A 25160-nucleotide genomic window follows, 5' to 3' on the forward strand; every position below is an offset into this window, starting at 1 on the left:
TTGCCGGAATGTTTTCCTTAGAACGCATTATTCCTGATGCGGAAGGAACGGATGATACGATCCCATATTTCCAAAAGTTCAGAATCACTAAAAGTCGGTGGGGGAAGTGCATTGTTACTCAATGTCAGGTCAAGATTGGGATGCCTGAAGTCCGCTGTTTTCTCATTAGCTATAGCGGTAAACAATAACTGTGCTGACGCGATATCGGGTGATTTTTCTGATGGAGCAGTGGCCAGCCATTCGCTGGCATCGAAACCGGCTATCTGCGTTTTACCCTTACGCAGCGTTCGGGCATTAACTTGATTCAGATAAGACTGAATTTGACCGCTTCGCTCCATCATGGTTGAACTTTCTTTTAATGCGTTATTGCTCCAGACAACAAAAGAAAAGACCGAATTATGCGGATAGACAAAGGTAATATCTTCCTTCGGCGTTCCGCTCCCGTCACGGATAAATCCTTCTGAAATACAGGTTCCCGGCTGCGTCGGAATTTCATTGTCTTTTCGCCCGCTCAGACGGGACATTAAGTCCTGTAACTCCGCCAGCTTCTGAGGCTTGGTGTTGAGTTGATTTTCTCTCATCCCCCCATTCAAATACCCGGCCCGGTCCTGCTTATATTTTGGGTCTGAGACATCTCTTATCTCCGAGGAAATGATGAACGCTACCCCGTCAACGTACACGTGCCCTTCCAGAATGCGACCAAAGCCTGGCACGCTCTCATTTCTATTACGGTCAAAGATCACCGCGTTCTCACTCATGCGGTAAACCTGTTTTAGAAAAGGCTGATCCACTTTTCTCACTGTGTGCCCGTTCTGTAATTCCTGCTCCCGCAGCTGAATATGCTGCTCAAATGCTGGCCGATAGAGCCGCTTGCTGCTGATGCTGACATCATTAATCTGGGCGCGGTCCTTCAGGGTATTTTCAAAAGAGGTAGGAACCTCAAACACGAAGCGCCCCATACACTGGGTTTTCGTGGTGGTAAACAGGGTATCGACCATACGTTTTTCCTTGTCCGTTAACGACGGTGGCGTATGCACAAACGTCACATAGTTGTGAATATAGAATCCTGTCGCCAGCAACACCATTGCCAGCGGGACAAGCAGTTGAAGAGGGGATTTTTTCATGGGGCGGGTACCTGCTGCACAATTTTAACCACTGAGCGGACCGTGAAAACCAGGGCGTCTGACAGGTCGTTGTAAACCGAACGGGAGCGATCCACGGGGTCAACCGCATAAGCACCTTCATGATCAACATCGGTCGCCAGCACCCCATGAATACGAGGGGATGAGGTACGGATCGCCGAGACTGGCACTGTACCATCGCCGGGTGTTCCGGCAGAAATCAGCTCATGGGTTCTTAACGGGGACAACAAAAGAGGCTCTCCGGCATCCTTCCGGACCCTCTGCGCCTCCTTCACGCGCAGAGGGATCTTCTCTTTCCACGTCAGAAACGCATCAGACGGATTATTCGCATTCGCACCATAAAACAGCCAAGTCTGTGGGTGGTATTTTCCATTCAACTCCTCAATAAATATTTTTACATCCAGTCTTATCCTGTCTTGGAAAGCGGTCCACTCACTGTTTGTATCTCCCAACAATAAGTCCTGTTCACACAGCCGCCACCAGGCGGTTTTATTCAGGTAAATTTCCTCATACGGGTCATCCACCGGCAGGGACTGGCGGGGACCGTTCCCCTCTATTTTCAGCCAGCCCGGACCATAAGCACTGCCCGGCAGTAGTTGCAGCGGGCCGGAGGACTGGGCCAGCACCGGCATCAGCTTTTCTGCACTGTCCCCGATAATCATCCCGGTCACGCCGCGCTCACCGGTTTTCATCCGCCGGTACGCCGCCGGCGAGCCGAGGTCCGGCATCACGCCGTGCACAATCCCCAGAATATTTTCTTGCCCGTTCATGTTTTCTGAGTAGTGCCGGGCAACCAGTCCCCCCATCGAGTGGGTGATCAGAATGACTTTGTTCACCGCCAGACGTCCGTGATAATCAGCCAGCACTTTGCTGATATACGCGCCCAGCAACGCCGCAGAGTCCGCATTGGACTGCAGCCAGTTGTAACCAAAAACGTGCAGTGGGTATAAAAATCGGTGGCCGTGGGCTGTTTCTACTTCTGTCAGCACCTGTTCTGCCGGTTCGTCGCCAATCCTGACGCCAGTAAAACGCTGCCGTGCCGTCTTTAGCTGCGCCTCCCTGAAGTAATTATCCATCAGGATGTCGTCGTCGTTGAGCAGGTATTGCAGCCGGTCGAGCGCCTCCCCGTAGCTCTTGTAAAACGCGCTTCCCCATCCGCGATCCCGCCGTGAGGGGAATTTTTTTCCGTCAGCGCCGTCGTTAAAAATGGCTCCTCTGTCGTCAACTGTCGTGGTCTTCGGATCGAGCAAAAATTTCCTTTTATCCGGGCTGGCTAGCGTCCATTTTTTAAGCGACGAGGCACTAAACTGCCAGACTTCGCTCTGTTGGTTTTTTAGGTTTGATCCCATCACGCCCGGAATAAAGATTATTGGGATCACTTTTTCGGGCGGCACAAGGCAAATCGCCACGTGATTATTTTCTTTCGGTTGAGAAATTAATTCGTAATGAAATTGACCGTTGTCATCCCAAATGGGGCGATGCCAAGATTGGTTTTTGTTATCATCCATGCACTGAGGCTCCTGTTATCTCCGTTGAAAACGGCAGAAGCCTCATAGTACTCCGAACAGGACTTAACCCAAATAACCATTGTGTTAGTAGGTCATTTCAAATCAAGTGAGCACAAAGTTTTAACCTAAATGTCCAGTCTGAACGGTAAACCCTTCTTGAGATTCATTCTTTTCGTGAGTTTAATCCTCTTCCCGCTCATCATCCGGCTGATCCAAAACCGTGTACGCCACGGCGCAGAACAGCGAATTCAGACGCTTCATATCGCCCAGCAAGCCAAGGTGCAGCGAGCTGGTTTCAATGCTTTGCACATTCTGCAGATGCAAACGCTCGACGTGCGCGTGGGAGAAACGGCGAATCAGGATGCGGAAGCGATGCTTGGATCGGCGCAGGCGTTTGGCGCTGGTGACATCGTGCGACAGAAACACCGACAAACTCAGACGCAGGTTATACAGCACCTGTTCCTGCAAGGTTTGCAGCTCCTCCAGTCCTTCGGCAGAGAAGGCGCGGCGCGCGGTCAGCGACTTATCCGCCACGTCAGCGCACATGCGTTCGATAATGTCGCCCGCCTGCTCCAGGTTGAGCGCCATCTCAATGATCTCCGCCCAGCGGCGTGAATCATCCTCCGGCAAATCCTCCTTCGGCATGCGCGCCAGATAGAGTTTTATCGCGGTGTAGAGCACATCAACGTCATCATCCAGCCGCCGCACCGCGCGCTCTTCGCGCAGGTCGCCGTGCACCACTTTATTGAATGACTCAATCATCTGCTCGACCACATCGCCGATGCGCAGCGTTTCGCGTGAGGCGTTAGCCAGCGCTAATGCGGGCGTATCCAGCGCGCTGCTGTCGAGGTGTTTGGGTTTCAGGTGCGTTTCGTTTTCAGGATCATCGGCAATCATGCGGCGGCACAGGCGCGCCATCGGATCGGCAAACGGCACCATGATTAAGCAGCGGATCAGGTTGTAGAAGACGTGGAAGAAGATCACCAGCTCTTCATCGTTGACCGGCATTTTATCCAGCACGTCGGCGACAACATTGACGAACGGCAAAATGGCGATGCTGCCAATCAGCTTAAACAGCAGGCTGCCGAGCGCGACGCGTTTGCCCGCTGCATTGGAGCCGCTGGCGTTGATCATCGCCAGCAAGCCGCTGCCGAGGTTGGCACCAATCACCAGACAGAGTGCCACTTTGAAGGAGATAACGCCGGTGGCGGTCAGCGTGGCGGTAATCAGTACCGCCGCGAGGCTGGAGTAACTGATGATGGCGAACACCGCGCCAATCAGCGCATCGAGCATCACATCGCCGGTCAGCGTCGAGAACAGCACCTGAACGCCTGCCGCCTGAGTGATCGGTTTGGCGGCCGCCACAATCAGCTGCAGCGCCAGCAGAATCAGGCCAAGCCCAATACTGGCGCGGCCCAGCTGCCCAATGCGCGTTTGCTTGCGGCTGAGGAAGAACACCACGCCAAAGAAGATAAACAGCGGCGACAGCCACGACAAATCGAAGGTCAGGATACGCGCCATGATCGCGGTCCCGACATCCGCGCCCAGCACCACCACCAGCGCAGGTGTCAGGCTCACCAGATTCTGCGCAACAAAAGAGGTAACGAGCAGCGTGGTGGCGTTACTGCTCTGCACCAGCGCCGTGACGCCAATGCCGGCAAGAAACGCCATCGGTTTTTTTTCAACGCTGCGACTGAGTACGCGACGCAGATCGGCACCGTAAACGCGCATGATGCCGGTGCGCACAATGTGTGTGCCCCACACCAGCAGCGCAACGGCAGAGAGTAGATTAAGCAGAGTTAACACGTATAGAGGCTCCTCATCCGTCAGGCTCAAACCACACCGATTGCCAGCCTGACGGTGAGCACAACCGGTAAAACCTTCGCCGCGTTGTGTCGCCTTTTTTCGTTTAAATTAAGCAACCTGGCGCAACGTCGACATCTCTAACTGTAGCCCAATCTGCATGCCAGCGGGATGCAAATCTGCCACGCTGCGGTTGAGTACATCTATCGAGAGCTCCACGTTTTGCGCACGCACCCGATAGCGAATCACGTTGCCAAGCAAGCTGTGGCTGAGGATGGTGGCGGGAATGCCAGCCTGCGGCGCGCACAGCTGGATCGACTCCGGGCGAATCGCTACCTGGCCGCTAAACGTCTGTCCGGTCAGCTGCGTTGCCTGTTCGGCGCTCAGCAGGTTGTAGTTGCCAATAAAACCAGCGGCAAACAGATCGGCCGGTTGGGTATAGAGCATTTCCGCGTTGCCGTTCTGCACGATCTTTCCCCTATTCATCAGCACGATGCGATCGGACATGGTCAGCGCCTCTTCCTGATCGTGAGTGACGAACAGGGTGGTGAGTTTCAGCTCGCGCTGAATATTGCGAATCTGTTCGCGCAGATGGCGACGAATGCGCGCATCCAGCGCCGACAGCGGTTCATCCAGCAGCAGCAAACGTGGACGCGTCACCAGCGAACGCGCCAGCGCCACGCGCTGACACTGCCCGCCAGAGAGCTGATGTGGATAACGCCGCGCGAAGTCGGTGAGTTCCACCAGCGACAGTACCTCCATCACGCGTTTCTGAATCTCGCCGCTGGCCAGTTTCTGCATCTTCAGGCCAAACGCCACGTTCTTCTCAACCGTCATATTGGGGAACAGCGCGTAGCTCTGAAACACCATGCCGATGGTGCGCTTCTGCGGCGGCAGCGGCACGATATCCTGACCTTGCAGCAATACTTTGCCGCTATCGACTTCGGTCAATCCGGCGATGCAGCGCAGCAGCGTCGATTTGCCGCAGCCGCTGGGGCCGAGCAGCGTAACAAACTCGCCTTCTTCGGCACTGAAATCGATGTTTTCAAAAATGGCGGTCGGGCCGTAGCTTTTATTCAGCTGGGTGACGCTCAAATAACTCATGGTCAGCCTCGTTCAGGATTGAGGGCATTCGCCAGCCAGGTAACCAGCAGGACGACGGCAAAATAGGAGATCACCAGCGCGCTGGTGAAGTGGCCGCTGCCGTTGCGCATGTTAAACAGATAAACCTGCAAGGTTTCATAGCGGGTGCCGACCAGCATATTGGCGAAGACAAACTCGCCAATCAGGAAGGAGAAGGAGAGCAGCACCGCGATAAATACCCCTTTGCGCAGGTTCGGCAGCACCACAAACAGTGCCGCTTGCCAGGTGCTGGCACCGAGCAGCTGCGCGGCATCAATCAGCTCTTTCAGGTTGATGGCCTGCATATTGTTGGAGATGGCGCGATAGATAAACGGCAAGGCGATGGTGAAGTAGCAGCCGATCAAAATCCACGGCGTGCCGGTCAGCATCAGCGGTGACGACGAATAGAGTTGCAGCAGGCCGACCGATGAAACCACCGGCGGAACGGCGAAAGGCATCAGGATCAGCACGTTCATCACCGCATCCAGTTTCGGAAAGTAGTAAGCGATCACAAACATGGCAGGCAGCACCAGTACCAGCGAGAACAACAGCGCACCGAAGCAAACCATCAGCGAATGGCCGAGTGCGGTCAGGAAGCGCGGATCGCTCCACAGCGCGCTGAGCCACTTCAGCGTAAAGCCCTGCGGCAGGATAGTGTCGCTCCAGCTGGTGGAAATGCCGTACAGCAACGTCGCCAGCAGCGGTGCGGCTAAAATGCCCAGCAGCAGCCAGACAATCAGGCGATGGTAAATTTTTTCCGCGCGCGACAAGGTTGGCTCCTCAGGAAGGTTTGGCGTTGAGATAGCTGCGACGCACCAGATACTGCTGCACCACGGTAATCAGCGCCATAATCAGCACCAGCAGCATCGCCAGCGCGCCGCCGGTGTTGGGATCAAGCGAGATATCGCCGGACACCAGCGCGGCAATGCGCACCGGCACCACGTTAAAGTTGCCGGTGGTGAGCGCGTAAATGGTGGCGTAAGCGCCGAGCGCGTTCGCCAGCAAAATCACGAAAGTACCGAGCAGCGCCGGGAACAAAATCGGCAAACCGATGTGCCACCAATAGCGCCAGCGGCCCGCACCCAGCAGCGCGGCGGACTCCTGCCAATCCTGCCGCAGGCCATCAAATGCCGGATAGAGCAGCAAAATGCCGAGCGGGATTTGGAACCAGGTGTAAACCAGCACCATGCCGTCACGCGAGAACAGCTTGAAGCCTTCCAGCACGCCGTAATGGCGCAGCAGCAGCGTCAGACAACCGTTCAGGCCGAGCAGAATGACGAAGGCAAACGCCAGCGGTACACCGGCGAAGTTGCTGGTCATGTTGGTGAATGACATCAAAAAGCGCTGAAAGCGGCCGCTGCCGAGCTGATGCAGCGAATATCCGGCTACCAGCGAAATCAGCAGGCCGTAAATGCTCGACCAGATGGAGATGTCGAGCGACAGGCGAAACGCCTGCAAATAGAACGGCGAGGTGAGGATATCGCTGTAGTTGTCGAAGCCCCAGCGCTCATTGATGTCGCTCCAGAAGCTGTTGATGGCAATCCACAGCAGCGGCGCGAGCTGGAATGCCATCCAGAACAGCGCAAACGGCAGCAACAACAGCGCTGCGAGCGTTTTGCCCTTCATTACTGCGGCTCCGCCAGTAACGCGCGACATAGCGGTTTGTCATGTTCGACGCCGAGCAAGCTGCACACGATGCCGCACAGTTCAGTCTGCTGCGGCTGGAGATCCGGCTGCAGGGAAAAACCTTTGCCAAACACGAACAGCGGCACCTGCGTCTCTTCCGGCAAAATACCGCCGTGCGAGCGATCATCGTTCATGCCGTGATCGGCGGTGACAATCACCTGATAACCGGCCGCCAGCCAGCCCGGCATCCACTGCGACAGATATCCATCGGCCATGCGCGCGCGGTTGCGATACTGCGGCGATGACAGGCTGTGCTTGTGTCCGGCATCGTCAATATTCATCGGGTGGACAAGCAGGAAGTCAGGATCGTGGCGCAAACGCAAACTTTCCGCGTCTTCAAACAGGTGGGAATCCGGATAACCGTCGTCCCAGTAAAAGTGGCCATACTGAATCGGCAGATCGGGCGCGTCCGTGTGGCGGTCGCGCGCTGCGTTGAACGGGGATTGATTGTAGAGCTCACTCACCCAGTGATAGGCGGCGGCCGCGGTGGTGAGACCGGCGGCACGCGCGTAATGGAAGATGCTGCGCTGATTACTCAAGCGACTGACACCGTTGTGAATAATGCCGCTGCGCACCGGTGGAATGCCGGTGAGAATGCATTCATACAGCGGGCGCGACAGCGAAGGCAGTTCGCAGGTCAGCGTGTAATATTGGCCGTTGCCCTGCGCGCATTCGGCAAACAGATAGCCCATCGCGTGCTGCGCCACCTGATTACTCAGCCCATCCAACACCACCAGGATCGTTTTCATCCCTCGCTCCTTACTGCTTCATATTGATGATGACGTTCTCTTGCCACAGACGCGGCAGCATTTTCGAGGTTTTATCCCACGCGGCCTGGTCTTTGATTGGACGGGCATTCTTATACTCAGACTGCGGCAGCAGCTTGGCCTGCACGTCGGCTGGCAGGGTTAAATGCTCGGCACGAATCGGGCGTGCATAGCCTTTCGCCAGGTTGATCTGGCCTTCATCAGACAAGATGTATTCACGCGCCAGCTTGGCGGCGTTCGGGTGTTTGGCGTATTTATTGATGATGGTGCTGTAGCCAGAAGTCACGGAACCATCGGAAGGGATCACCACTTCGTAGCGGTTTTTGTCGATCTGATCGCGGTAGTTCAGACCGTTAAAGTCCCACACCACAGCCACCTGAATTTCGCCTTTCTCGATGTTGGCAATCACCGGATCGGTCACGCCAAGGCGGCCTTCTTTCGCCAGATCGCCGAAGAAGCTCAACGCCGGTTTTACATTCTTCTCGTCACCGCCTAACGCGTAGCTGGCCGCTAACACGCCGTTCGCTGCCTGAGCCGCAGTGCCGACGTCACCGATAGTGACCACATACTTACCTTTCTTCAGATCGGCCCAGCTGTGCGGCACATCTTTGACCTGCTGCTTATCCACCAGGAACGCGATGGTGCCGGTATACGCCAGCATCCAGTTGCCATCCTGATCTTTCGCCCAGCTCGGGATTTGGTCCCAATGCGTTGGCTTATACGGCTGCGCCACGCCTTTAGCGACGGCAATCGGACCGAAAGCGGCGCCCACATCACCGATATCGGCGCTGGCGTTCTCTTTCTCTGCAGCAAATTTTGCCAGTTCCTGCGCCGAGGACATGTCGGTGTCGCTGTGCTTCAGGCCATATTTGCTGTTGAGGTCACTCCAGGTATCTTTCCAGTTGGCCCAGCTATCTGGCATGCCGACGCTGTTAACCTGACCTTCGGCACGCGCGGCTTTTTCTAACGCGGCGAGGTCATTATCTGCGGCTTGCGCGGCAGGCAGCGCAAGCAGTACGGCACTGGCTACTACAGAGGCGATAAACGCTTTCATCTCGATTGCTCCCGGTATATGTTGTGGGACTTCTTGGTCTAGTCCAGCAAGAACCGAGCCAATGTAGCCCGAGTAGATGAAGGTTTTATGACCATGGTGGTGAAATGTGGTGTGGCGCGACGATCCACATGCGATTACAGCGCGCTAAGGCGTGGGTTGGCTCTTGTCACATTGTAGTCATCGAACTGTCATAGTGCAGATTTGCCCCAAAATGAGGCTGAATAATGTTGTCAAAAACGGCGGATGTGATTGCGGCAAAGCTGCGGGAACGCATTGAAAACGGTGAATTCGCCAGCGGTCGTTTGCCCGCCGAACGCAGCTTGAGCGAACACTATTCCACCACGCGCATCACGCTGCGTGAGGCGCTGGGTTTGCTGGAAGCGCAGGGCATTATCTATCGTGAACTGCGTCGCGGCTGGTTTCTCGCACCGCCGCGGCTGGTCTACAACCCCTCTCATCACAGCCATTTTCACGCGATGGCCGCCGAGCAAGGCCGCATTGCCAGCACCGAAGTGCTGGAGGCGCGGGAAGTGCCAGCGCAATTGGCCATCGCGCGTCATCTGCAACTGCTGGAGGGCGATCGGGTTTACCGCATCCGCCGCTTGCGTCGTATTGACGGTCGCGCCGTGTTGTATGTCGAGCATTACCTCAATCCCGCCTTTTTTCCGGGATTGCTGGACGAAGATCTAACGCGTTCACTCACCGATCTCTATGACCAGCGCTATGGCATTCGCTATGGCGGCGCGCGTTTTACCATTTTGCCGGGACCGCTGCCGGTGCGCGCGGCGCCCGCACTTAACGTGGCGAGCGGTACGCCCGGCTTGTTGATCACCCGCATCAACCGCGATCAGCACAAGCGCGTGATTGATTGCGACTGCGAGTTCTGGCGCTACGACGCGCTGTGCGTGGATGTCGAAGTATAAATATTGTGATTTTGATCACACTACAGCATGATAGCGCCAGTGAGTAATTGAGAGCGTGAGGCGCAAAAAATGACAATAAAAACAGGGGTTGGGCAGTACATCTCTTTAGCATTGCAGTGGGTGCTGAATATTGGTCTGATCATTCTGGCCATTATTCTGGTGGTGTTCCTCGGTAAAGAAACCATTCATCTGGCCAATGTGCTGTTGAGCACCGGTGAGCAGACGTCTTCCTATCTGCTGATTGAAGGCATCGTTATCTATTTCCTCTACTTCGAATTTATCGCCTTGATTGTGAAGTATTTTCAATCGGGCTATCACTTCCCGCTGCGCTACTTCATCTACATCGGCATCACGGCGATTATCCGCCTGATCATCGTCGACCATAAAAATCCGTTCGATACACTTTACTACTCGGCGGCGATTTTGATTCTGGTGGTGACGTTGTGGCTGGCGAACAGTAACCGCCTAAAGCGCGAGTAATAATATCGCGTGGCACAACGAGCAGTGCCACGCATTCTCCTCTGCGTTAAACTAGGGCAACTTTTTTTCCGGAGATGTCCTGATGTCGCATCACGCGCTGCGCCAGTTACGCGCACTGCACTGGCTGCCAGCCTCTTCCCCGCAGCTTTCTGCCCCGCTATTTGACTGGTTAATGGAAGAAGACTCCATGACGCGTCGCTTCGAGCAGCATTGCAAGCACGTAACCGTAGAACTGATCCGCGAAGCGTTTATTGGCGCTGAAGAGATAACGGATGAAGCGGAATTTCTGCCCGACGACCCGCGCTTCTGGTTACGTGAAATTGTGCTGTGCGGCGATGGCGAACCCTGGCTGATTGGTCGCACCGTGGTGCCAGAAAGCACACTGAACGGCCCCGAGCAGATGCTGCAACAGCTCGGTACGCGCCCGCTTGGCCGCTATCTGTTCTCTTCATCTACTCTGAGCCGCGATTTTATCGATCCCGGTCAGATTGGCGATTTATGGGGACGCCGTTCCCGCCTGCGTTTGTCGGGTAAGCCGCTGCTGTTAACTGAACTGTTTTTACCGGCGTCGCCGCTTTATCGCGCGCTGGATCAAGGATAAAACCACTGTGCAAAACACCTTACCCATGACCAAATGGCAGGCTTACTGCCGCCTGATGCGTATCGATAAACCGATTGGCACCGTGTTACTGCTGTGGCCCACTCTTTGGGCATTGTGGCTCTCCGGCATGGCGATTCCACCGCTACCGGTGCTGCTGGTCTTTGTGCTCGGCGTTATCGTGATGCGTGCTGCTGGCTGCGTAATCAATGACTACGCTGACCGCAAAATTGATGGTCACGTCAAGCGCACGGCGTCACGTCCGTTAGCCAGCGGCGCGGTATCCGAGAAGGAGGCCAAGCTGCTGTTTGCCGGTCTCGGTTTGCTGGCGTTTATGCTGGTGTTGACCATGAACACCATGACCATTTTGCTGTCGTTTGGCGGCCTGGCGCTGGCGTGGGTTTATCCGTTTATGAAGCGCTACACGCATCTGCCGCAGGTAGTGTTAGGCGCCGCATTTGGCTGGGCGATTCCGATGGGTTGGGCGGCAGTTAGTGAGTCCTTACCTTTGGTCTGCTGGCTGGTTTTCCTGGCGAATATCTGCTGGACGGTGGCCTACGACACGCAGTATGCGATGGTCGATCGCGATGATGATTTGAAGATTGGCGTGAAGTCGACGGCGATTTTGTTTGGTCGTTACGACAAACTGATTATTGGTTTACTGCAGCTGGCAACGCTCGGTTTGATGGCGCTGGTGGGTGTGATGCTCCATCTGAATGGTGCGTTTTACTGGTCGCTGCTGTTGGCTGCTGGCTTGTTTGTGCATCAACAGAAGCTGATTGCCCAGCGCGAGCGCGATCCCTGCTTCCAGGCATTTTTGAATAACAACTATGTGGGCATGGTGCTGTTTCTCGGCATTCTGCTCAGCACCGTGCCGTTTGCGGATTTGCTGTAAACAGAATAGGCGCACCTAGGTGGAATGCTGTTCAGTTAAGTATTGAGCGACTTTCGTTCGCCTTGTACTTGGGCAGTTGCAGCACCTCCGTGCGGCGCCCGAGCAGAGGACGCCTGGCTGCACTGAACCCCGGGCCTTGCGCCAGCCCAATCCGCCGCTGCGCGGTACCTTCACTCATTCACGATTCCTGACGGAACGGTGTCGATTCGCTCCTGCTCAGCGCCACCTCTCGCCGCATCCATGCGGCTCGTCCTGGAATCCCTCACTCGTTCAGCGTGTTGGGATGTCGCCTCAACACCGTCGCTGCAGCAGTCGTGCGTATTCTTAATTCAAAATCGCTACAAATCCCGTAGGGTCGCCATTCATGGCGACCAGGTGCGCATAAATGCGCACCCCACGAAATACCAAACCGGGTGTGTAATCATAGTGGGTGATGTCAGGCACAGAGTGATGACTCAGGATGAGTCAAGAGGGATAAGTGCGAGAACTGCGAGGGCGTGATAGGGCGCACCGAGGTGCGCCTTTCAATTTGCCTGTCGCCGCATTAATCGTGGGCGACGGCACTCTCAATCGTCAGACGCACATCGCTGGTCACCAGCTCCGCCAGCATCTGCCACATCATATGACTGCGTTCGGCATCGGCATCGCCTTTGTCACTGATATAACCTTCATCACGCAGCGTGAGTACCAACGCAGTGAACACCGCTTTATCAAAGAACTCTGGTGCGTTGATGCCGTGCAGCACAGACAGACGTTGAGCCAGCGTGCGGCTCTCTTTCTCCAGCGTGCCACGGTTGATGGCCGGTTTCGCGCTGAGGATAGCGAAGGTAATCGCGAAGCGCTGAAGCGTCTCACGAATACCTGCCGCCAGCAGTTGCAGCGAACGGTGACGTGCCGGCGTCATTTTCAGCTGACCATCTTGTAAGGTAATCAGCCCCTGACGCGCCATCTCCGCACAGAGTGCGTTAAGTAGCGCAGGCAATTCCGCCTTGTCCCAGCGCAGGAACAGCTCGCTCTTCAGCATCGGATACACCAGGCTAACCTGACGCAGCAGCTCTGCTTCGCTGATTTCACGATGTTGCTGCACGATGGCGGCAATCAGCGACGGCATCACCAACATGTGATGAATGTTGTTGCGATAGTAGGTCATCAGCACCGCCTGCTCGCGCGGCAGAATGATGATGTCACCAATGCTGTCTTGCTCGGTCTCGAACTTGTTCATGCCCATGGCGTGATCAAGCAGCGCTTCGGCGCTCATATCAGGCACCGTGGCTTCCGGCGAATAGGGCACATTGCGCAGCAGTTGGGTGTAGCACTCTAACTGCTCAATCAGTTGTTCGCGGGTCAGTGAACGCTGACGTGACGCCAGCAGTGCGGTGACGCAAAGGTTCATGGCGTTGGCTGCACCGGCTTCGTTGATGCGCACCATCAGCTTCGCCGCAATGTCATTCACGGCGGGCGTCATCCAGGCTGGACGTTGCGGTTCGATAGGGTCAATCGCATCACGCCATTCCGGCACATTTTTGTTCAGGTAGTTCATCAACGGCAGCGGTTCGCCGAAGTTAACGTAGCCCTGACCCAGATTGCGCAGCTTACGTAAGCCGCGCACCATCTGCAGGAAGCTCTCTTTCTCTTTGGCCGCGCCACGCAGCTCTTTGGCGTATGTGCCCACTTCCATCACGTGCTCGTAACCGATGTAAATCGGCACGAAGGTGATAGGACGGCTGCCGCCGCGCAGCATTGCCTGCAGCGTCATTGATAGGGTGCCGGTTTTCGGATCCAGCAAACGACCGGTACGCGAACGTCCGCCTTCCACAAAGTATTCAACGGAGTAACCACGGCTAAACAGCTCGCCGAGATATTCACGGAACACGGTGGAATAGAGTTTGTTGCCCTTAAAGGTACGACGAATAAAGAACGCGCCCAGACGACGGAAAATCGGGCCGGCTGGCCAGAAGTTCAGGTTGATACCGGCAGCAATGTGCGGCGGCACCAGGCCTTGATGATAAAGCACGTAGGAGAGCAGCAGATAATCCATGTGGCTGCGGTGGCAGGGCACATAGACAATCTCATGACCATCCTGCGCCAGCTGACGCACGCGCTCACCGCCATGAACGTTGATGCCCTGATACAAGCGGCTCCACAGCCAGCCCATCACGCGGTCAGTGACTTTAATCGCTTCGTACGAGAAGTTCGCCGCCACTTCTTCCATCATTTCAATGGCGTTCTGCTGGGCTTTCTCATGCGAAATCTTTTTGCTGCGCGCTTCATCTTCTACTGCTTTTTCAATCGCTTTGGATTGTAACAGCTTGTTGAAGAGATCCTGACGCGCAGGCAGACGCGGACCGACAGCGGCCAGACGTTGGCGGGCAAAGTGAATACGCGCCACGCGAGCCAGCTTCTGTGCAATCGACTTATCGGTGCCGTGTTCGGTCGCCATCTGGCGCAACGAAACGGTTTGCGAGAAGCGCACAAAGCTGTCGCGGCCGTGCCACAAAATGGCGAAGAACTTCTGCACGCCATTGAGCACGCGCAGATGCGGCGTGGATTCACCGGATGTTTCACGTCCCGGCGCGCGACCAAACATCACCGCGACCGGCAGCATTTGCACATCGAGTTGCGGGTTGCTGCGGTGCAAATCCAGATAATCGTGGAACAGCTTCACCGATTCGGGATTGGCCACGAAATAGGGAATGACGCGTGGGCCATCGTGAATAAACACGTGGCGCGGCAGCAAGGTGCCATCGATCTCCAGCGGAGCCAGCGGATCGGGCAGATCATGTTTCAGGCATTGAGCACGCAGTGTGAGCAGGTCAGCCTTTGAATCATAAGGCAAAACATACATCACCGGACGTGTCGGATCGATCCCGTGTTCAGAGACAGGATCGGTCGGAATGACCTTACTTTTTACCAAAATAGAGAGTGGTAAATTCAATAATTTGTAATAGAGTTTACGCCAACCTGACATAGACAACTTTAAGCCTCTTGTTAGCAAAGCGCGGCAAGCATACCAGAAAGCGCAGCGAAGGTCTGTGGCTCTGCCGCCTCATACTGCCCACACATTGACGTCAAAATAGTTCAAGGGTTCCATAGACATGGCAAATAACGTCACCGGTTTAGTAAGAATAGTGAAAGCCGCCGGTTATTCCTGGCAGGGCCTGCGTGCCGCATGGCAGCACGAAGCCGCATTTCGGCAGGAAGCCATTGCCGGGCTGGTGGCCATTCTCGTGGCTTGCTGGCTGGATGTAGATACCATTTCCCGCATCCTGATGATTGGCTCGGTAGTGCTGGTTATCATCGTTGAGATCCTTAATAGCGCTATCGAAGCGGTGGTGGACCGCATCGGGCAGGAGCAACATCCGCTCGCGGGCCGCGCCAAAGATATGGGTTCGGCTGCCGTATTGTTGACTATCTTACTGGCTCTGTTCGTCTGGATCGCGCTGCTCTGGACGCATTTGAGATAGGGATTCCAGATTCATCAAACCGCTGATTTTTCCCTCTGTTACGGTTTTCATTTCGCGAATACCTGTATATACTCACAGCGACTGTATAAACAACCAGGGGGCGGGATGAAAGCGTTAACTGCACGGCAGCAACAGGTCTATGACCTGATTCGCGACCATATTAACCAGACGGGCATGCCGCCAACGCGTGCGGAAATTGCTGCGCAACTGGGTTTTCGCTCGCCCAATGCTGCTGAAGAGCATCTGAAAGCGCTGGCGCGTAAAGGCGTAATTGAAATTGTTTCCGGCGCATCGCGCGGGATTCGTTTGCTGATGGAAGAAGAACCGAGCGAAGGGCTGCCACTGATTGGCCGCGTCGCTGCCGGTGAACCTTTGCTGGCACAGGAACACATCGAAGCCCACTATCAGGTGGATGCTAATCTCTTCAAACCGAGCGCCGATTTCCTGCTGCGCGTGAGCGGCATGTCGATGAAAGATATCGGCATTATGGATGGTGATCTGTTAGCGGTACATAAAACGCAGGAAGTGCGTAACGGCCAGGTTGTCGTGGCGCGCATTGATGATGAAGTCACGGTTAAACGCTGGAAAAAGCAGGGCGCGATTGTGCATCTGCTGCCGGAAAACACCGATTTCCAGCCGATTGTTGTTGATACACGTGAGCAGTCGCTAACCGTTGAAGGTTTAGCTGTCGGGATTGTGCGCAACGGCGAGTGGCTCTGATCAGTTTCTGATCCTCCTCAACTGCGGCGGTGCGTGTTTGCGCTGACCGCAGTCTGCTGTTTTACTTCTCTGTGACTCTTTCTGCGGCTCACGCTGGCGCCATTACGCTGATTACCGCACACAACGGAATGGGCTGATGCAGCTGTTTTCCTCTTCAGATAAAACACTCTGGCGGCTAGCGCTGCCGATGATCCTGTCAAATATCACCGTCCCATTACTGGGCGTGGTGGATACCGCCGTTATTGGTCATCTCGATAGCCCGATCTACCTCGGTGGCGTCGCCGTGGGCACAACCGCAACCAGCTTCATCTTTATGCTTCTGCTGTTCCTGCGTATGAGCACCACCGGACTCACCGCTCAGGCATTTGGTGCCAATGACAAAACTGCGCTGGCGCGCGCCTTAACCCAACCGCTACTGATTGCACTGGTTTTTGGTGTGCTGTTTATGGTGCTGCGAACGCCGGTCAGCAGCCTGGCGGCAGCTTTGATGGGTGGCAGCCCGGAAGTGCAGCAGCAGGCAAAAATATTCATTGAGATTCGCTGGCTGAGTGCGCCGGCAACCTTGGCCAATTTGGTGATTCTGGGCTGGCTGCTGGGCGTGCAGTACGCGCGGGCACCGATGGTGCTGCTGATCATCGGCAATCTGGTGAATATCCTGCTTGATCTGCTGTTCGTGCTCAAACTGCATTGGGGTGTGGCTGGAGCGGCGGCGGCTACCGCGCTGGCAGAATATGTCACGCTGGGCGTGGGTTTGTGGATGGTGGCGCGTGTGCTGAAAATGCGCGGTATCCACTTCGCAATGCTAAAAAGCAGCTGGCGCGGCGATGCGGCGCGGCTATTCCGCCTCAATCGCGACATTATGCTGCGCTCTTTGATGCTGCAAATCTGCTTCGCGTCGCTCACCATTCTTGGCGCACGCATTGGCCCGGATGTGGTGGCGGTCAATGCGGTGCTGCTGATGTTCCTCACTTTCACCGCATACGCGCTGGATGGTTTTGCCTACGCGGTTGAAGCCTGCTCGGGTGAAGCGGTTGGCGCAAAAGATCGCAGCCGACTGTTGCTGATTTGGCATGCGGCCTGTCGGCAGGCTTGCTTCGTCGCCGCCATCTTTGCGCTGATTTACGCGTTTACCGGTCCGCAGATTGTGGCAATGCTGACGTCACTGGAAGCGCTACGTGACATGGCTGACCGCTATCTGATTTGGCAGGTGATTCTGCCGCTGGTTGGCGTCTGGTGCTATCTGCTGGATGGCATGTTTATCGGCGCGACGCGCGGGCGTGAGATGCGTAACAGCATGGTGATGGCGGCGATCGGCTACGGTCTATCGCTGCTCACGCTGCCGTGGCTCGGTAATCACGGTTTATGGCTGGCGGTGACGGTGTTCCTGGCGTTACGTGGGCTGACGCTGTGGCTGATCTGGCGTGGCCACTGGCAGCGCGATAGCTGGTTCAACGCCTGAATAAGCGAAGCGTAACCTACAGATTAATCTGTATTTCTCTGCAAACTGCGAAGCGGCTACTACAATTACCTTATACGGCGCACATGAGTAGCGCGTTGTCTGGGTATATCGCCAGCTAAGCAGGCAATATATCTATCTCACTCAGGATGTAGTGGAGGATTATTATGAACAAAGACGAAGTGAGCGGAAACTGGAAGCAGTTCAAAGGCAAATTTAAAGAGAAGTGGGGCAAGCTGACCGATGACGACTTTACCGTGATCGAAGGTAAACGCGATCAGTTGGTTGGTAAAATCCAGGAACGCTACGGTTATGGTAAAGACCAGGCCGAGAAAGAAGTAAAAGATTGGGAAACAACCAATAAAGATTACCGCTGGTAATCTCACTTCACGGATGATGCTCCTACCCGCCAATCATTTAGCGTAGTGATTGGCCCGGCACAAGGACGTGCCTCCCTATTTTCTTACCCGCTTTTTACTCTCGACTTGATGGTCATGCTCGCAGCTTTCATGATGCGTGCAAGCTGCCACTTCTGCGCAATTCTCACACAGGCCATGTGCTTCAATCACGGTATGTCGCAGAGAAAATCCCGCCTGATCCGCTAATGCAGCAATGGTCTTTTCCACGCCATGAGCCTGTTTTTCGCTAACTGCCGCACAACCGTCACACACTAGCATCACTGAAGTATGTGCTGGCTCATCAAAATGATGGCAAACCACGTAACTGTTATTCGACTCTACGCGATGAATAAATCCCTGTTCCAGCAGGAAATCCAGCGCGCGATAGATGGTGGGCGGTTTTGCTTGGGGTTCACTGACTCGCAGTTGATCCAGCAAATCGTAAGCGCTTATCGAACCATTCTGCTCTGCCATTAAGCGCAACACTTCGGCGCGCTGATTGGTGAGGCGCACGCCGCGATCAAGGCAAAGTGATTCAGCCTGGGTAAGAAGTTGTTCTGGCGTGAGGTTTGACATAAGCATTCTCCGGGTTGCAGGTGATGTTATTTTATCACACAAATTTTTACGCTGCTGTGATTGCTTATTGTCCTTAAAATCCCTAAGAAAATTCCCCTCAATCAATAGATTACCTTCGTCATTTTCCCATAAATATTGCTGTAACCGTTATGCCTGCAAAATGTGTCCGGCCAGGCAGCGCAACGGCTACACGGATTTTGCTTTGCAACTCACCGGGTTAGCGTCTATGGTTCAAAAGGTCTTAAGTAATTTCTGGTATCAATTTACTCACTGTTAATTTTTCTGCATAAAAACACAGCGGAATGGCGCGTAAGCGTCCAATTCTACGAATAGCAGTGCTATTTCCTTTTAATTCACAGCAATGAAGCGTTAGCCAGGGTTCAGAATAGCGGCTAACTAAACTTTCAGTCGGTGAGTGATTCAGCGACTTTTCAAAGGTGATGGCAGGCTCATGGCGAAGACATTATTCAGGCACAAAAAAGTAGCTTATCTTGTTGGTTTGAATGCAGTATTTCTTTCTTCCTCAGCTCTGGCAGCAGGTACATGGTACGACGCGCGTAACGACGCAATGGGCGGTACCGGCGTAGCCTCTTCCACCTGGAGTTCCGCGGTGCTGGCTAACCCAGCATTGATGACCAAGGCGCAGCCTGAAGACAACGTCAGCATCATTCTTCCATCAGCCGGTGCACAGGTTACCGATAAAGACAAAATGATCGATCGCGTCGACGACATTACCGATACCGTCGATCGCTATCAGGACGTAATCGATAACCTAACCTTTCAGGATTACCTCAATGGTTACCCGCAACTGAAGGCCGCCGCGGGCGATATGGCTAACCAGCTCAGCGATCTGCGTGGTAATAAAGCTCACGCGACAGCCGGTGTGGCCGTGGCCGTCACCGTCCCGAATGAAACCTTACCTTTTGCCTTTGTCACCAAGGCATATGGCACTGCGATTGTGCGTGCCAATGTGGCGGATAGCGATATTGCCTACCTGCGCGCGGTTGCCAATGGCACGAGAGTACCTGTGCCGGGTGATGAAGATAACTTACGTTCTAGCGCCAATGGGCTGGCAGCGTTAGTCACCGATTATGGTGTGTCTGTCGCGCATGAGTTCTCGATTGCCGGCCATCCGGTTTCTGTCGGCGTGACGCCAAAGCTGCAGAAAACCTGGTTGTATAACTACACCGCGAGTATCTACAACTACGACAAGAGCGACATCAACAGCAGCCGCTACCGCAGCAGCGATACCGGTTTCAACATGGATGCCGGTATCGCAACGGATTTCGGTGATAACTGGACCTTTGGCGTGACCGGACAAAACCTGATCTCGCGTGATATCGACACCAAAGAAGTGAACGGTTACCGCGATACTTATCAAATTCGTCCGCTGGTCACTACCGGGCTTTCCTGGAATAACGGGCCGTTCACGCTGGCGGGTGATGTTGATCTGACTGAAACCAAGCGCTTCAAATCGGAAGACACCAGCCAATATGCCGGCGTGGGTGCGGAATATCGTGTGCTGGATTGGCTGGCGCTGCGTGCCGGTTATCGCGCCGATCTGAAGTCAACTGATACCGACGTGTTCACCGCCGGTTTGGGTGTGTCACCGTTCAACAATACTGTCCATCTGGATCTGGCCGGTTCTGTGGGTAAAGACAATACTGTGGGTGCGATGCTGCAGCTCGGATTTAACTTCTAATTCCCCGTCTGATAACGGGCGGCTGTGCCGCCCGTTTTGCTGTGATATGATTGCGCAGTTTCTCATCACTTAACTTACTGCGGATTTACTGCGTTTCATGACCGATACTTTCTCCTCGCAACGTTTTTCCATCGCCCCAATGCTCGACTGGACCGATCGTCACTGTCGTTATTTTCATCGTAAGCTGAGCGGTGACACGCTGCTGTACACCGAAATGGTGACGACCGGCGCGATCATTCACGGTAAAGGCGACTATCTGGCCTACAGCGAGGAAGAGCATCCGCTGGCGCTGCAACTGGGTGGCAGCGATCCCGCCGCACTGGCGCAGTGCGCTAAGCTGGCAGAAGAGCGTGGCTACGATGAGATCAACCTCAACGTGGGTTGTCCGTCCGATCGCGTACAGAACGGCCGTTTTGGTGCCTGCCTGATGGGTGATGCAACGCTGGTTGCCGACTGCATTAAAGCGATGCGCGATGTGGTGAGCATTCCGGTAACGGTTAAAACCCGCATCGGCATTGATGAGCAGGATAGCTACGAATTCCTGTGTGATTTTATTGGCACCGTGGCGCAACAGGGCGGCTGCGATACCTTTATTATCCACGCGCGCAAAGCGTGGCTGTCGGGTTTAAGTCCGAAAGAGAATCGCGAGATCCCGCCGCTCGATTATCCGCGCGTTTACCAGCTGAAGCGCGATTTCCCGGCGCTAACTATGGCGATTAATGGCGGCATCAAAACGCTGGAAGAAGCCAAACTGCATCTGCAGCATATGGATGGCGTAATGATGGGGCGCGAAGCCTATCAGAATCCGGGCATTCTGGCGCAGGTTGACCGCGAGCTGTTTGGCCGCGATACGCCACGCGTCGATCCAGTGGCGGTGGTGCGCTCGATGTATCCGTACATTGAAGCTGAATTATCTAAAGGCATGTATCTCGGCCATGTGACGCGCCATATGCTTGGCCTGTTCCAGGGCATTCCGGGTGCGCGCCAATGGCGTCGCTATTTAAGTGAAAATGCCCATAAACCCGGCGCCGATGTGCGCGTGCTGGAAGCGGCGTTAGCGCTGGTTGCGGATAAGATCCCGCAGGAAGTGGTGTAATTATTGTTTTGGCAAGCCGGAGCGGTCCGGTTTTGTAGGGTGCGCATTAATGCGCACCGGAATTCAGATAAGTGGTTATTTCTACGCCTCAAATTAGTTTTTTTCATCACCTCATCAATCCTCAATTCAGCCCTTGTCCATTGCTTTCAAGCATTTAGCCAGTTTTATAACCTGGCACGCATCTTGTAATGATCCTGATGTTACTTACACAGGAGAGCCTTCATGGAAATTCTATTTGTTATCGGCTTTTTTCTGATGCTGCTGTTCACCGGCGTTTCGCTGCTGGGCGTTATCGCGGCATTAGTGGTGGCGACCGCTTTGATGTTCTTTGGCGGATTGCTGGCAATTGTTATTAAAGTGTTGCCTTGGCTGGTATTGGCGGTTGTCGCTGTCTGGCTTTATCGGGCATTTACTACGCCATCAGGTGAGGCAAAATTGCGCAGGCTGAAAAGAAAAATCAGCGACTTAGATAGAAGGGACTGGCGCTAATTGCGGTGACGATCACAGACTCGGAAATTGCTTAGAATAATTCCGCATTTAAACATATTTTTTACTTATGTTTTCTGTCAGGATGATTGGCGTTGTTTCAAACGAATTCATCGCCGCTGTCCCTACACCAGCGCGAACTATAAAAAAGAAAGAAAAAGGGGCTTCCTACGGGAAGCCCCGTTTGCATTTAACGATCAGGGAATTAGCAGGCTGGAACCCTGAGTTGCGCGGCTCTCCAGCACCTGATGCGCGCGCACTGCGTCACTTAAGGCAAATTTCTGCTGCTCGGGCACGTTAAGCTGAATCGCCCGGCTGGCAATCAGTGAGAACAATTCATTGCTGGCGGCATCCAGTTCTTCGCGGTTAGTGATGTAACCGAACAGCGAAGGGCGAGTAACGAACAGCGAGCCTTTCTTGTTCAGAATGCCGAGATCAACGCCGGTTACCGGCCCCGATGCATTACCAAAGCTGACCATTAATCCGTGGCGACGCAGGCTATCCAGCGAAGGTTCCCAGGTATCTTTCCCCACCGAGTCATACACCACGGCCACTTTCTCGCCATTGGTCAACTCGCTGACGCGCTTCGCGATATTCTCTTCACGATAGTTAATTGTCGCCCAGGCACCGGCATCTTTGGCTATCTTCGCTTTCTCTGCGGAACCTACCGTGCCAATCAGATGTGCGCCAAGCGCTTTGGCCCATTGGCAGGCGATCAACCCCACGCCACCCGCAGCGGCGTGGAACAGGAAGATTTCATCAGCTTTCACTTTATAGGTTTGGCGCAGCAGATACTGCACGGTTAAACCTTTGAGGAAAGAGGCCGCTCCTTGTTCAAAGGAGATGCTGTCCGGCAGGATCACCAGACGATCTTCCGCCACATTGTGCACTTCGCTGTAGGCGCCCAGCGCGGCCTGACAATAGACCACGCGATCGCCCGCCTTAAACCGCGTCACCGCCGATCCGACGCGCTTCACCACGCCGGCGGCTTCGGTGCCCAAACCGGAAGGGAAGCTGCTTTGCGGATACAAGCCGCTGCGCACGTAGGTATCAATGTAGTTAATGCCAATCGCCTTGTTTTCCACCTGCACTTCATGTTCGGCGGGATCGGCCAGTTCGAAATCGACCCATTGCAGTACATCTGGGCCGCCGTGTTGGTTGAACTGAATACGCTTTGCCATTCTGACTCCTGTGATTGTTCATCCTGGGACGGTATACTTGCGCGTCCCTTTCACGATCGGTAATGCATTCACTATGGCAGGAAATAAACCCACCAACAAATCGAACGAACCCCGCGATCGGCAGCTGGAAGGCGTGAAAATGCCGCCGCATTCCATAGAAGCGGAGCAGTCGGTGCTCGGTGGGTTGATGCTGGATAACCAGCGCTGGGACAACGTTTCTGAACGCGTCGTCGCCAGCGATTTCTTCAACCGCTCGCACCGTATGATCTTCACGGAAATGCAGCGTTTGCTGGAAGCGGGTCAGCCGATCGACCTGATTACGCTCTCTGAATCGCTGGAAACGCTGGGCGAATTAGAGATGGCCGGCGGTTTCGCCTATCTGGCCGAACTGGCAAAAAATACGCCAAGCGCCGCGAACATCGGTGCTTATGCCGATATCGTGCGTGAACGTGCGGTGGTGCGCGAGATGATCTCGGTGGCGAACCAAATCGCCGATGCCGGTTATGATCCGCAAGGACGTAGCAGTGAAGATCTGCTCGACTTCGCCGAATCCAACGTTTTCAAAATTGCTGAACAGCGCGCCAATAAAGATCAGGGCCCGCAGAATATCGAACAGATTCTGGAAGCCACGGTATCGCGCATTGAGTCGCTGGTCTCAACGCCGCACGACGGCGTCACCGGCGTGGATACCGGTTATCAGGATTTGAACAAAAAAACCGCCGGTTTACAGGGCTCGGATCTGATCATCGTCGCGGCGCGTCCTTCGATGGGTAAAACCACCTTCGCCATGAATTTATGCGAAAACGCCGCGATGTTGCAGGACAAGCCGGTGCTGATATTCAGTCTGGAGATGCCCAGTGAACAGCTGATGATGCGTATGCTGGCGTCGTTGTCGCGCGTGGATCAGACGCGTATTCGTACCGGCCAGCTGGAAGATGAAGATTGGGCGCGCATTTCCGCCACCATGGGGATTTTGCTTGAGAAGAAGAACATGTTTATCGATGACTCTTCTGGCCTGACGCCCACCGAAGTGCGCTCACGCGCGCGCCGTATCTTCCGCGAAAACGGCGGGTTGAGCCTGATCATGATCGACTACCTGCAGCTGATGCGCGTGCCTGCACTGTCGGACAACCGTACGCTGGAGATCGCCGAGATCTCGCGCTCGCTCAAAGCGCTGGCGAAAGAGCTGAATGTGCCGGTGGTGGCGCTGTCGCAGCTGAACCGCTCGCTGGAACAACGTGCGGATAAGCGTCCGGTGAACTCCGATCTGCGTGAATCAGGCTCGATCGAGCAGGATGCCGACTTGATCATGTTCATCTATCGTGACGAGGTGTATCACGAAAACAGCGATCTTAAAGGCATCGCCGAGATCATCCTCGGTAAGCAGCGTAACGGCCCGATCGGTACGGTACGTTTGACCTTTAATGGCCAATGGTCGCGCTTTGATAACTACGCTGGCCCGCAATACGACGACGAATAACCCTTTCAATCCGGATGCATGCACGTTTTGTGCATGCATTTCACGTCATCAGAAAATAGTGTTGGACAACCCCGGCTTTAATCAGGTTATCTGTAGCAAAGCGCCCCTTATTACGCTGTGGAAACAGAATGACTCAGGTAGACGATCACGACCTTAAGATATTGACATTATTACAATCTAACGGACGCCTCACCAACCAGGAACTCAGTGATTTAGTCGGACTTTCAGCGTCGCAATGTTCACGCCGCCGCATCAATCTTGAGCAAGCCAATCTCATTCTCGGCTATCACGCACGCCTCTCGCCCGACGCGGTGGGCCTTGGCATGGTGGGATTAATCGAAGTGCGATTGAAAAACCATACGCCGGATTATGAAGAGAGTTTCCATCGCATGGTGGAAGAAGAAGCCGCGATTGTTGATGCGTTCAAAACCACCGGCGATGCCGATTATCTGCTGAAAGTGGCGGTGGCCGATCTGGCCTCACTGAGCGCGCTGATTAGCCAGTTAGTCGCTGGCCATCAAAGCGTGGCGCACGTGAAAACTTCCGTGGTATTGAGCCGTTTGAAAGAGAACGGTTTGATGATGATCCCGCAGCACAAAACGCGCCAAAAAAGTGCGTGATGT

At 54.6% G+C, this 25160-nt stretch carries 24 protein-coding genes; 13 read left to right on the forward strand and 11 right to left on the reverse strand.

The genetic code is table 11. From position 1 onward, the window contains the following. Positions 1-17: 17 nt before the first annotated feature. The 8 genes from HX773_RS00845 to HX773_RS00880 form a co-directional block, all read right to left on the reverse strand. Positions 18-1124 (reverse strand): T6SS immunity protein Tli4 family protein, encoded by a 1107-nt coding sequence (locus tag HX773_RS00845; RefSeq protein ID WP_176970052.1) that lies wholly within the window; start codon positions 1122-1124, stop codon positions 18-20. Then, positions 1121-2650, reverse strand: coding sequence for a triacylglycerol lipase (locus HX773_RS00850; protein WP_176970053.1), 1530 nt, complete (start codon positions 2648-2650; stop codon positions 1121-1123). The genes HX773_RS00845 and HX773_RS00850 overlap by 4 nt, the downstream gene beginning before the upstream one ends. A gap of 180 nt (positions 2651-2830) precedes the next feature. Further along, on the reverse strand, positions 2831-4456 hold the full coding sequence (locus tag HX773_RS00855; protein WP_176970054.1) for a Na/Pi cotransporter family protein: 1626 nt from the start codon (positions 4454-4456) through the stop codon (positions 2831-2833). Between the two features lie 108 nt (positions 4457-4564). Beyond that, entirely contained in the window at positions 4565-5557 is a 993-nt protein-coding gene (locus HX773_RS00860; protein WP_176970055.1) for an ABC transporter ATP-binding protein, read from the reverse strand. Positions 5558-5559: 2 nt separating this feature from the next. Continuing rightward, complete coding sequence (locus HX773_RS00865; RefSeq protein ID WP_176970056.1) at positions 5560-6345, reverse strand: ABC transporter permease; 786 nt, start codon at positions 6343-6345, stop codon at positions 5560-5562. Positions 6346-6355: 10 nt separating this feature from the next. After that, complete coding sequence (locus HX773_RS00870) at positions 6356-7201, reverse strand: ABC transporter permease subunit (protein WP_176970057.1); 846 nt, start codon at positions 7199-7201, stop codon at positions 6356-6358. Beyond that, positions 7201-8010, reverse strand: coding sequence for an alkaline phosphatase family protein (locus HX773_RS00875; protein WP_176970058.1), 810 nt, complete (start codon positions 8008-8010; stop codon positions 7201-7203). Before HX773_RS00875 ends, HX773_RS00870 begins: the two co-directional genes overlap by 1 nt. A gap of 10 nt (positions 8011-8020) precedes the next feature. Further along, the gene (locus tag HX773_RS00880) at positions 8021-9082 is read right to left on the reverse strand and encodes an ABC transporter substrate-binding protein (protein ID WP_176970059.1); all 1062 of its coding nucleotides are present in this window, start codon (positions 9080-9082) and stop codon (positions 8021-8023) included. Between the two features lie 224 nt (positions 9083-9306). Between HX773_RS00880 and HX773_RS00885 the strand changes: the two genes are divergently transcribed. The 4 genes from HX773_RS00885 (at position 9307) to ubiA (ending at position 11978) form a co-directional block, all read left to right on the forward strand. Next, positions 9307-10005 carry a UTRA domain-containing protein gene (locus tag HX773_RS00885; protein WP_176970060.1) on the forward strand — a complete coding sequence of 233 codons (699 nt, stop codon included), beginning with the start codon at positions 9307-9309 and terminating at the stop codon, positions 10003-10005. 69 nt (positions 10006-10074) lie between these two features. Beyond that, on the forward strand, positions 10075-10485 hold the full coding sequence (psiE, locus tag HX773_RS00890; protein ID WP_061718383.1) for a phosphate-starvation-inducible protein PsiE: 411 nt from the start codon (positions 10075-10077) through the stop codon (positions 10483-10485). An 82-nt stretch (positions 10486-10567) separates the two neighbouring features. After that, the gene (gene ubiC / locus HX773_RS00895) at positions 10568-11086 is read left to right on the forward strand and encodes a chorismate lyase (RefSeq protein WP_176970061.1); all 519 of its coding nucleotides are present in this window, start codon (positions 10568-10570) and stop codon (positions 11084-11086) included. A gap of 7 nt (positions 11087-11093) precedes the next feature. Next, positions 11094-11978 (forward strand): 4-hydroxybenzoate octaprenyltransferase, encoded by an 885-nt coding sequence (gene ubiA / locus HX773_RS00900; protein WP_176970062.1) that lies wholly within the window; start codon positions 11094-11096, stop codon positions 11976-11978. Between the two features lie 544 nt (positions 11979-12522). On the opposite strand, the gene plsB is transcribed toward ubiA, so the two are convergent. Further along, a complete protein-coding gene (gene plsB, locus HX773_RS00905) occupies positions 12523-14946 on the reverse strand; it encodes a glycerol-3-phosphate 1-O-acyltransferase PlsB (RefSeq protein WP_176970063.1) in 2424 nt (807 codons plus the stop codon). A gap of 127 nt (positions 14947-15073) precedes the next feature. Here plsB and HX773_RS00910 point away from each other — a divergent pair, with 127 nt between their 5' ends. The 4 genes from HX773_RS00910 to HX773_RS00925 all read left to right on the forward strand — a co-directional run bounded on the left by HX773_RS00910 (position 15074) and on the right by HX773_RS00925 (position 17998). Further along, a complete protein-coding gene (locus HX773_RS00910) occupies positions 15074-15442 on the forward strand; it encodes a diacylglycerol kinase (protein WP_176970064.1) in 369 nt (122 codons plus the stop codon). A 105-nt stretch (positions 15443-15547) separates the two neighbouring features. Further along, positions 15548-16162, forward strand: coding sequence for a transcriptional repressor LexA (lexA, locus tag HX773_RS00915; RefSeq protein WP_008109941.1), 615 nt, complete (start codon positions 15548-15550; stop codon positions 16160-16162). Positions 16163-16298: 136 nt separating this feature from the next. Further along, positions 16299-17621 (forward strand): MATE family efflux transporter DinF, encoded by a 1323-nt coding sequence (dinF, locus tag HX773_RS00920; protein WP_176970065.1) that lies wholly within the window; start codon positions 16299-16301, stop codon positions 17619-17621. Between the two features lie 164 nt (positions 17622-17785). Continuing rightward, positions 17786-17998, forward strand: a complete 213-nt coding sequence (locus HX773_RS00925) for a CsbD family protein (RefSeq protein WP_176970066.1) — start codon at positions 17786-17788, stop codon at positions 17996-17998. A 75-nt stretch (positions 17999-18073) separates the two neighbouring features. On the opposite strand, the gene zur is transcribed toward HX773_RS00925, so the two are convergent. Continuing rightward, on the reverse strand, positions 18074-18592 hold the full coding sequence (gene zur / locus HX773_RS00930; RefSeq protein ID WP_176970216.1) for a zinc uptake transcriptional repressor Zur: 519 nt from the start codon (positions 18590-18592) through the stop codon (positions 18074-18076). A 451-nt stretch (positions 18593-19043) separates the two neighbouring features. On the opposite strand from zur, the gene traF reads away from it, so the two are divergent. The 3 genes from traF (at position 19044) to pspG (ending at position 21879) form a co-directional block, all read left to right on the forward strand. Then, entirely contained in the window at positions 19044-20294 is a 1251-nt protein-coding gene (gene traF / locus HX773_RS00935; RefSeq protein WP_176970067.1) for a conjugal transfer protein TraF, read from the forward strand. A gap of 97 nt (positions 20295-20391) precedes the next feature. Continuing rightward, positions 20392-21390 (forward strand): tRNA dihydrouridine(20/20a) synthase DusA, encoded by a 999-nt coding sequence (dusA, locus tag HX773_RS00940; RefSeq protein ID WP_176970068.1) that lies wholly within the window; start codon positions 20392-20394, stop codon positions 21388-21390. Between the two features lie 222 nt (positions 21391-21612). Further along, on the forward strand, positions 21613-21879 hold the full coding sequence (pspG, locus tag HX773_RS00945; RefSeq protein WP_061718375.1) for an envelope stress response protein PspG: 267 nt from the start codon (positions 21613-21615) through the stop codon (positions 21877-21879). A 194-nt stretch (positions 21880-22073) separates the two neighbouring features. Here pspG and HX773_RS00950 read toward each other — a convergent pair whose 3' ends face one another. Continuing rightward, complete coding sequence (locus tag HX773_RS00950; RefSeq protein ID WP_176970069.1) at positions 22074-23057, reverse strand: quinone oxidoreductase; 984 nt, start codon at positions 23055-23057, stop codon at positions 22074-22076. Between the two features lie 73 nt (positions 23058-23130). On the opposite strand from HX773_RS00950, the gene dnaB reads away from it, so the two are divergent. Further along, positions 23131-24537 (forward strand): replicative DNA helicase, encoded by a 1407-nt coding sequence (gene dnaB / locus HX773_RS00955; RefSeq protein WP_176970070.1) that lies wholly within the window; start codon positions 23131-23133, stop codon positions 24535-24537. 128 nt (positions 24538-24665) lie between these two features. Continuing rightward, a complete protein-coding gene (locus tag HX773_RS00960; RefSeq protein ID WP_008109951.1) occupies positions 24666-25157 on the forward strand; it encodes an Lrp/AsnC family transcriptional regulator in 492 nt (163 codons plus the stop codon). The last annotated feature ends 3 nt before the right edge of the window (positions 25158-25160 follow it).

It is taken from the genome of Pantoea sp. B9002, assembly GCF_013385945.1.
Classification (GTDB): Bacteria; Pseudomonadota; Gammaproteobacteria; order Enterobacterales; family Enterobacteriaceae; genus Pantoea.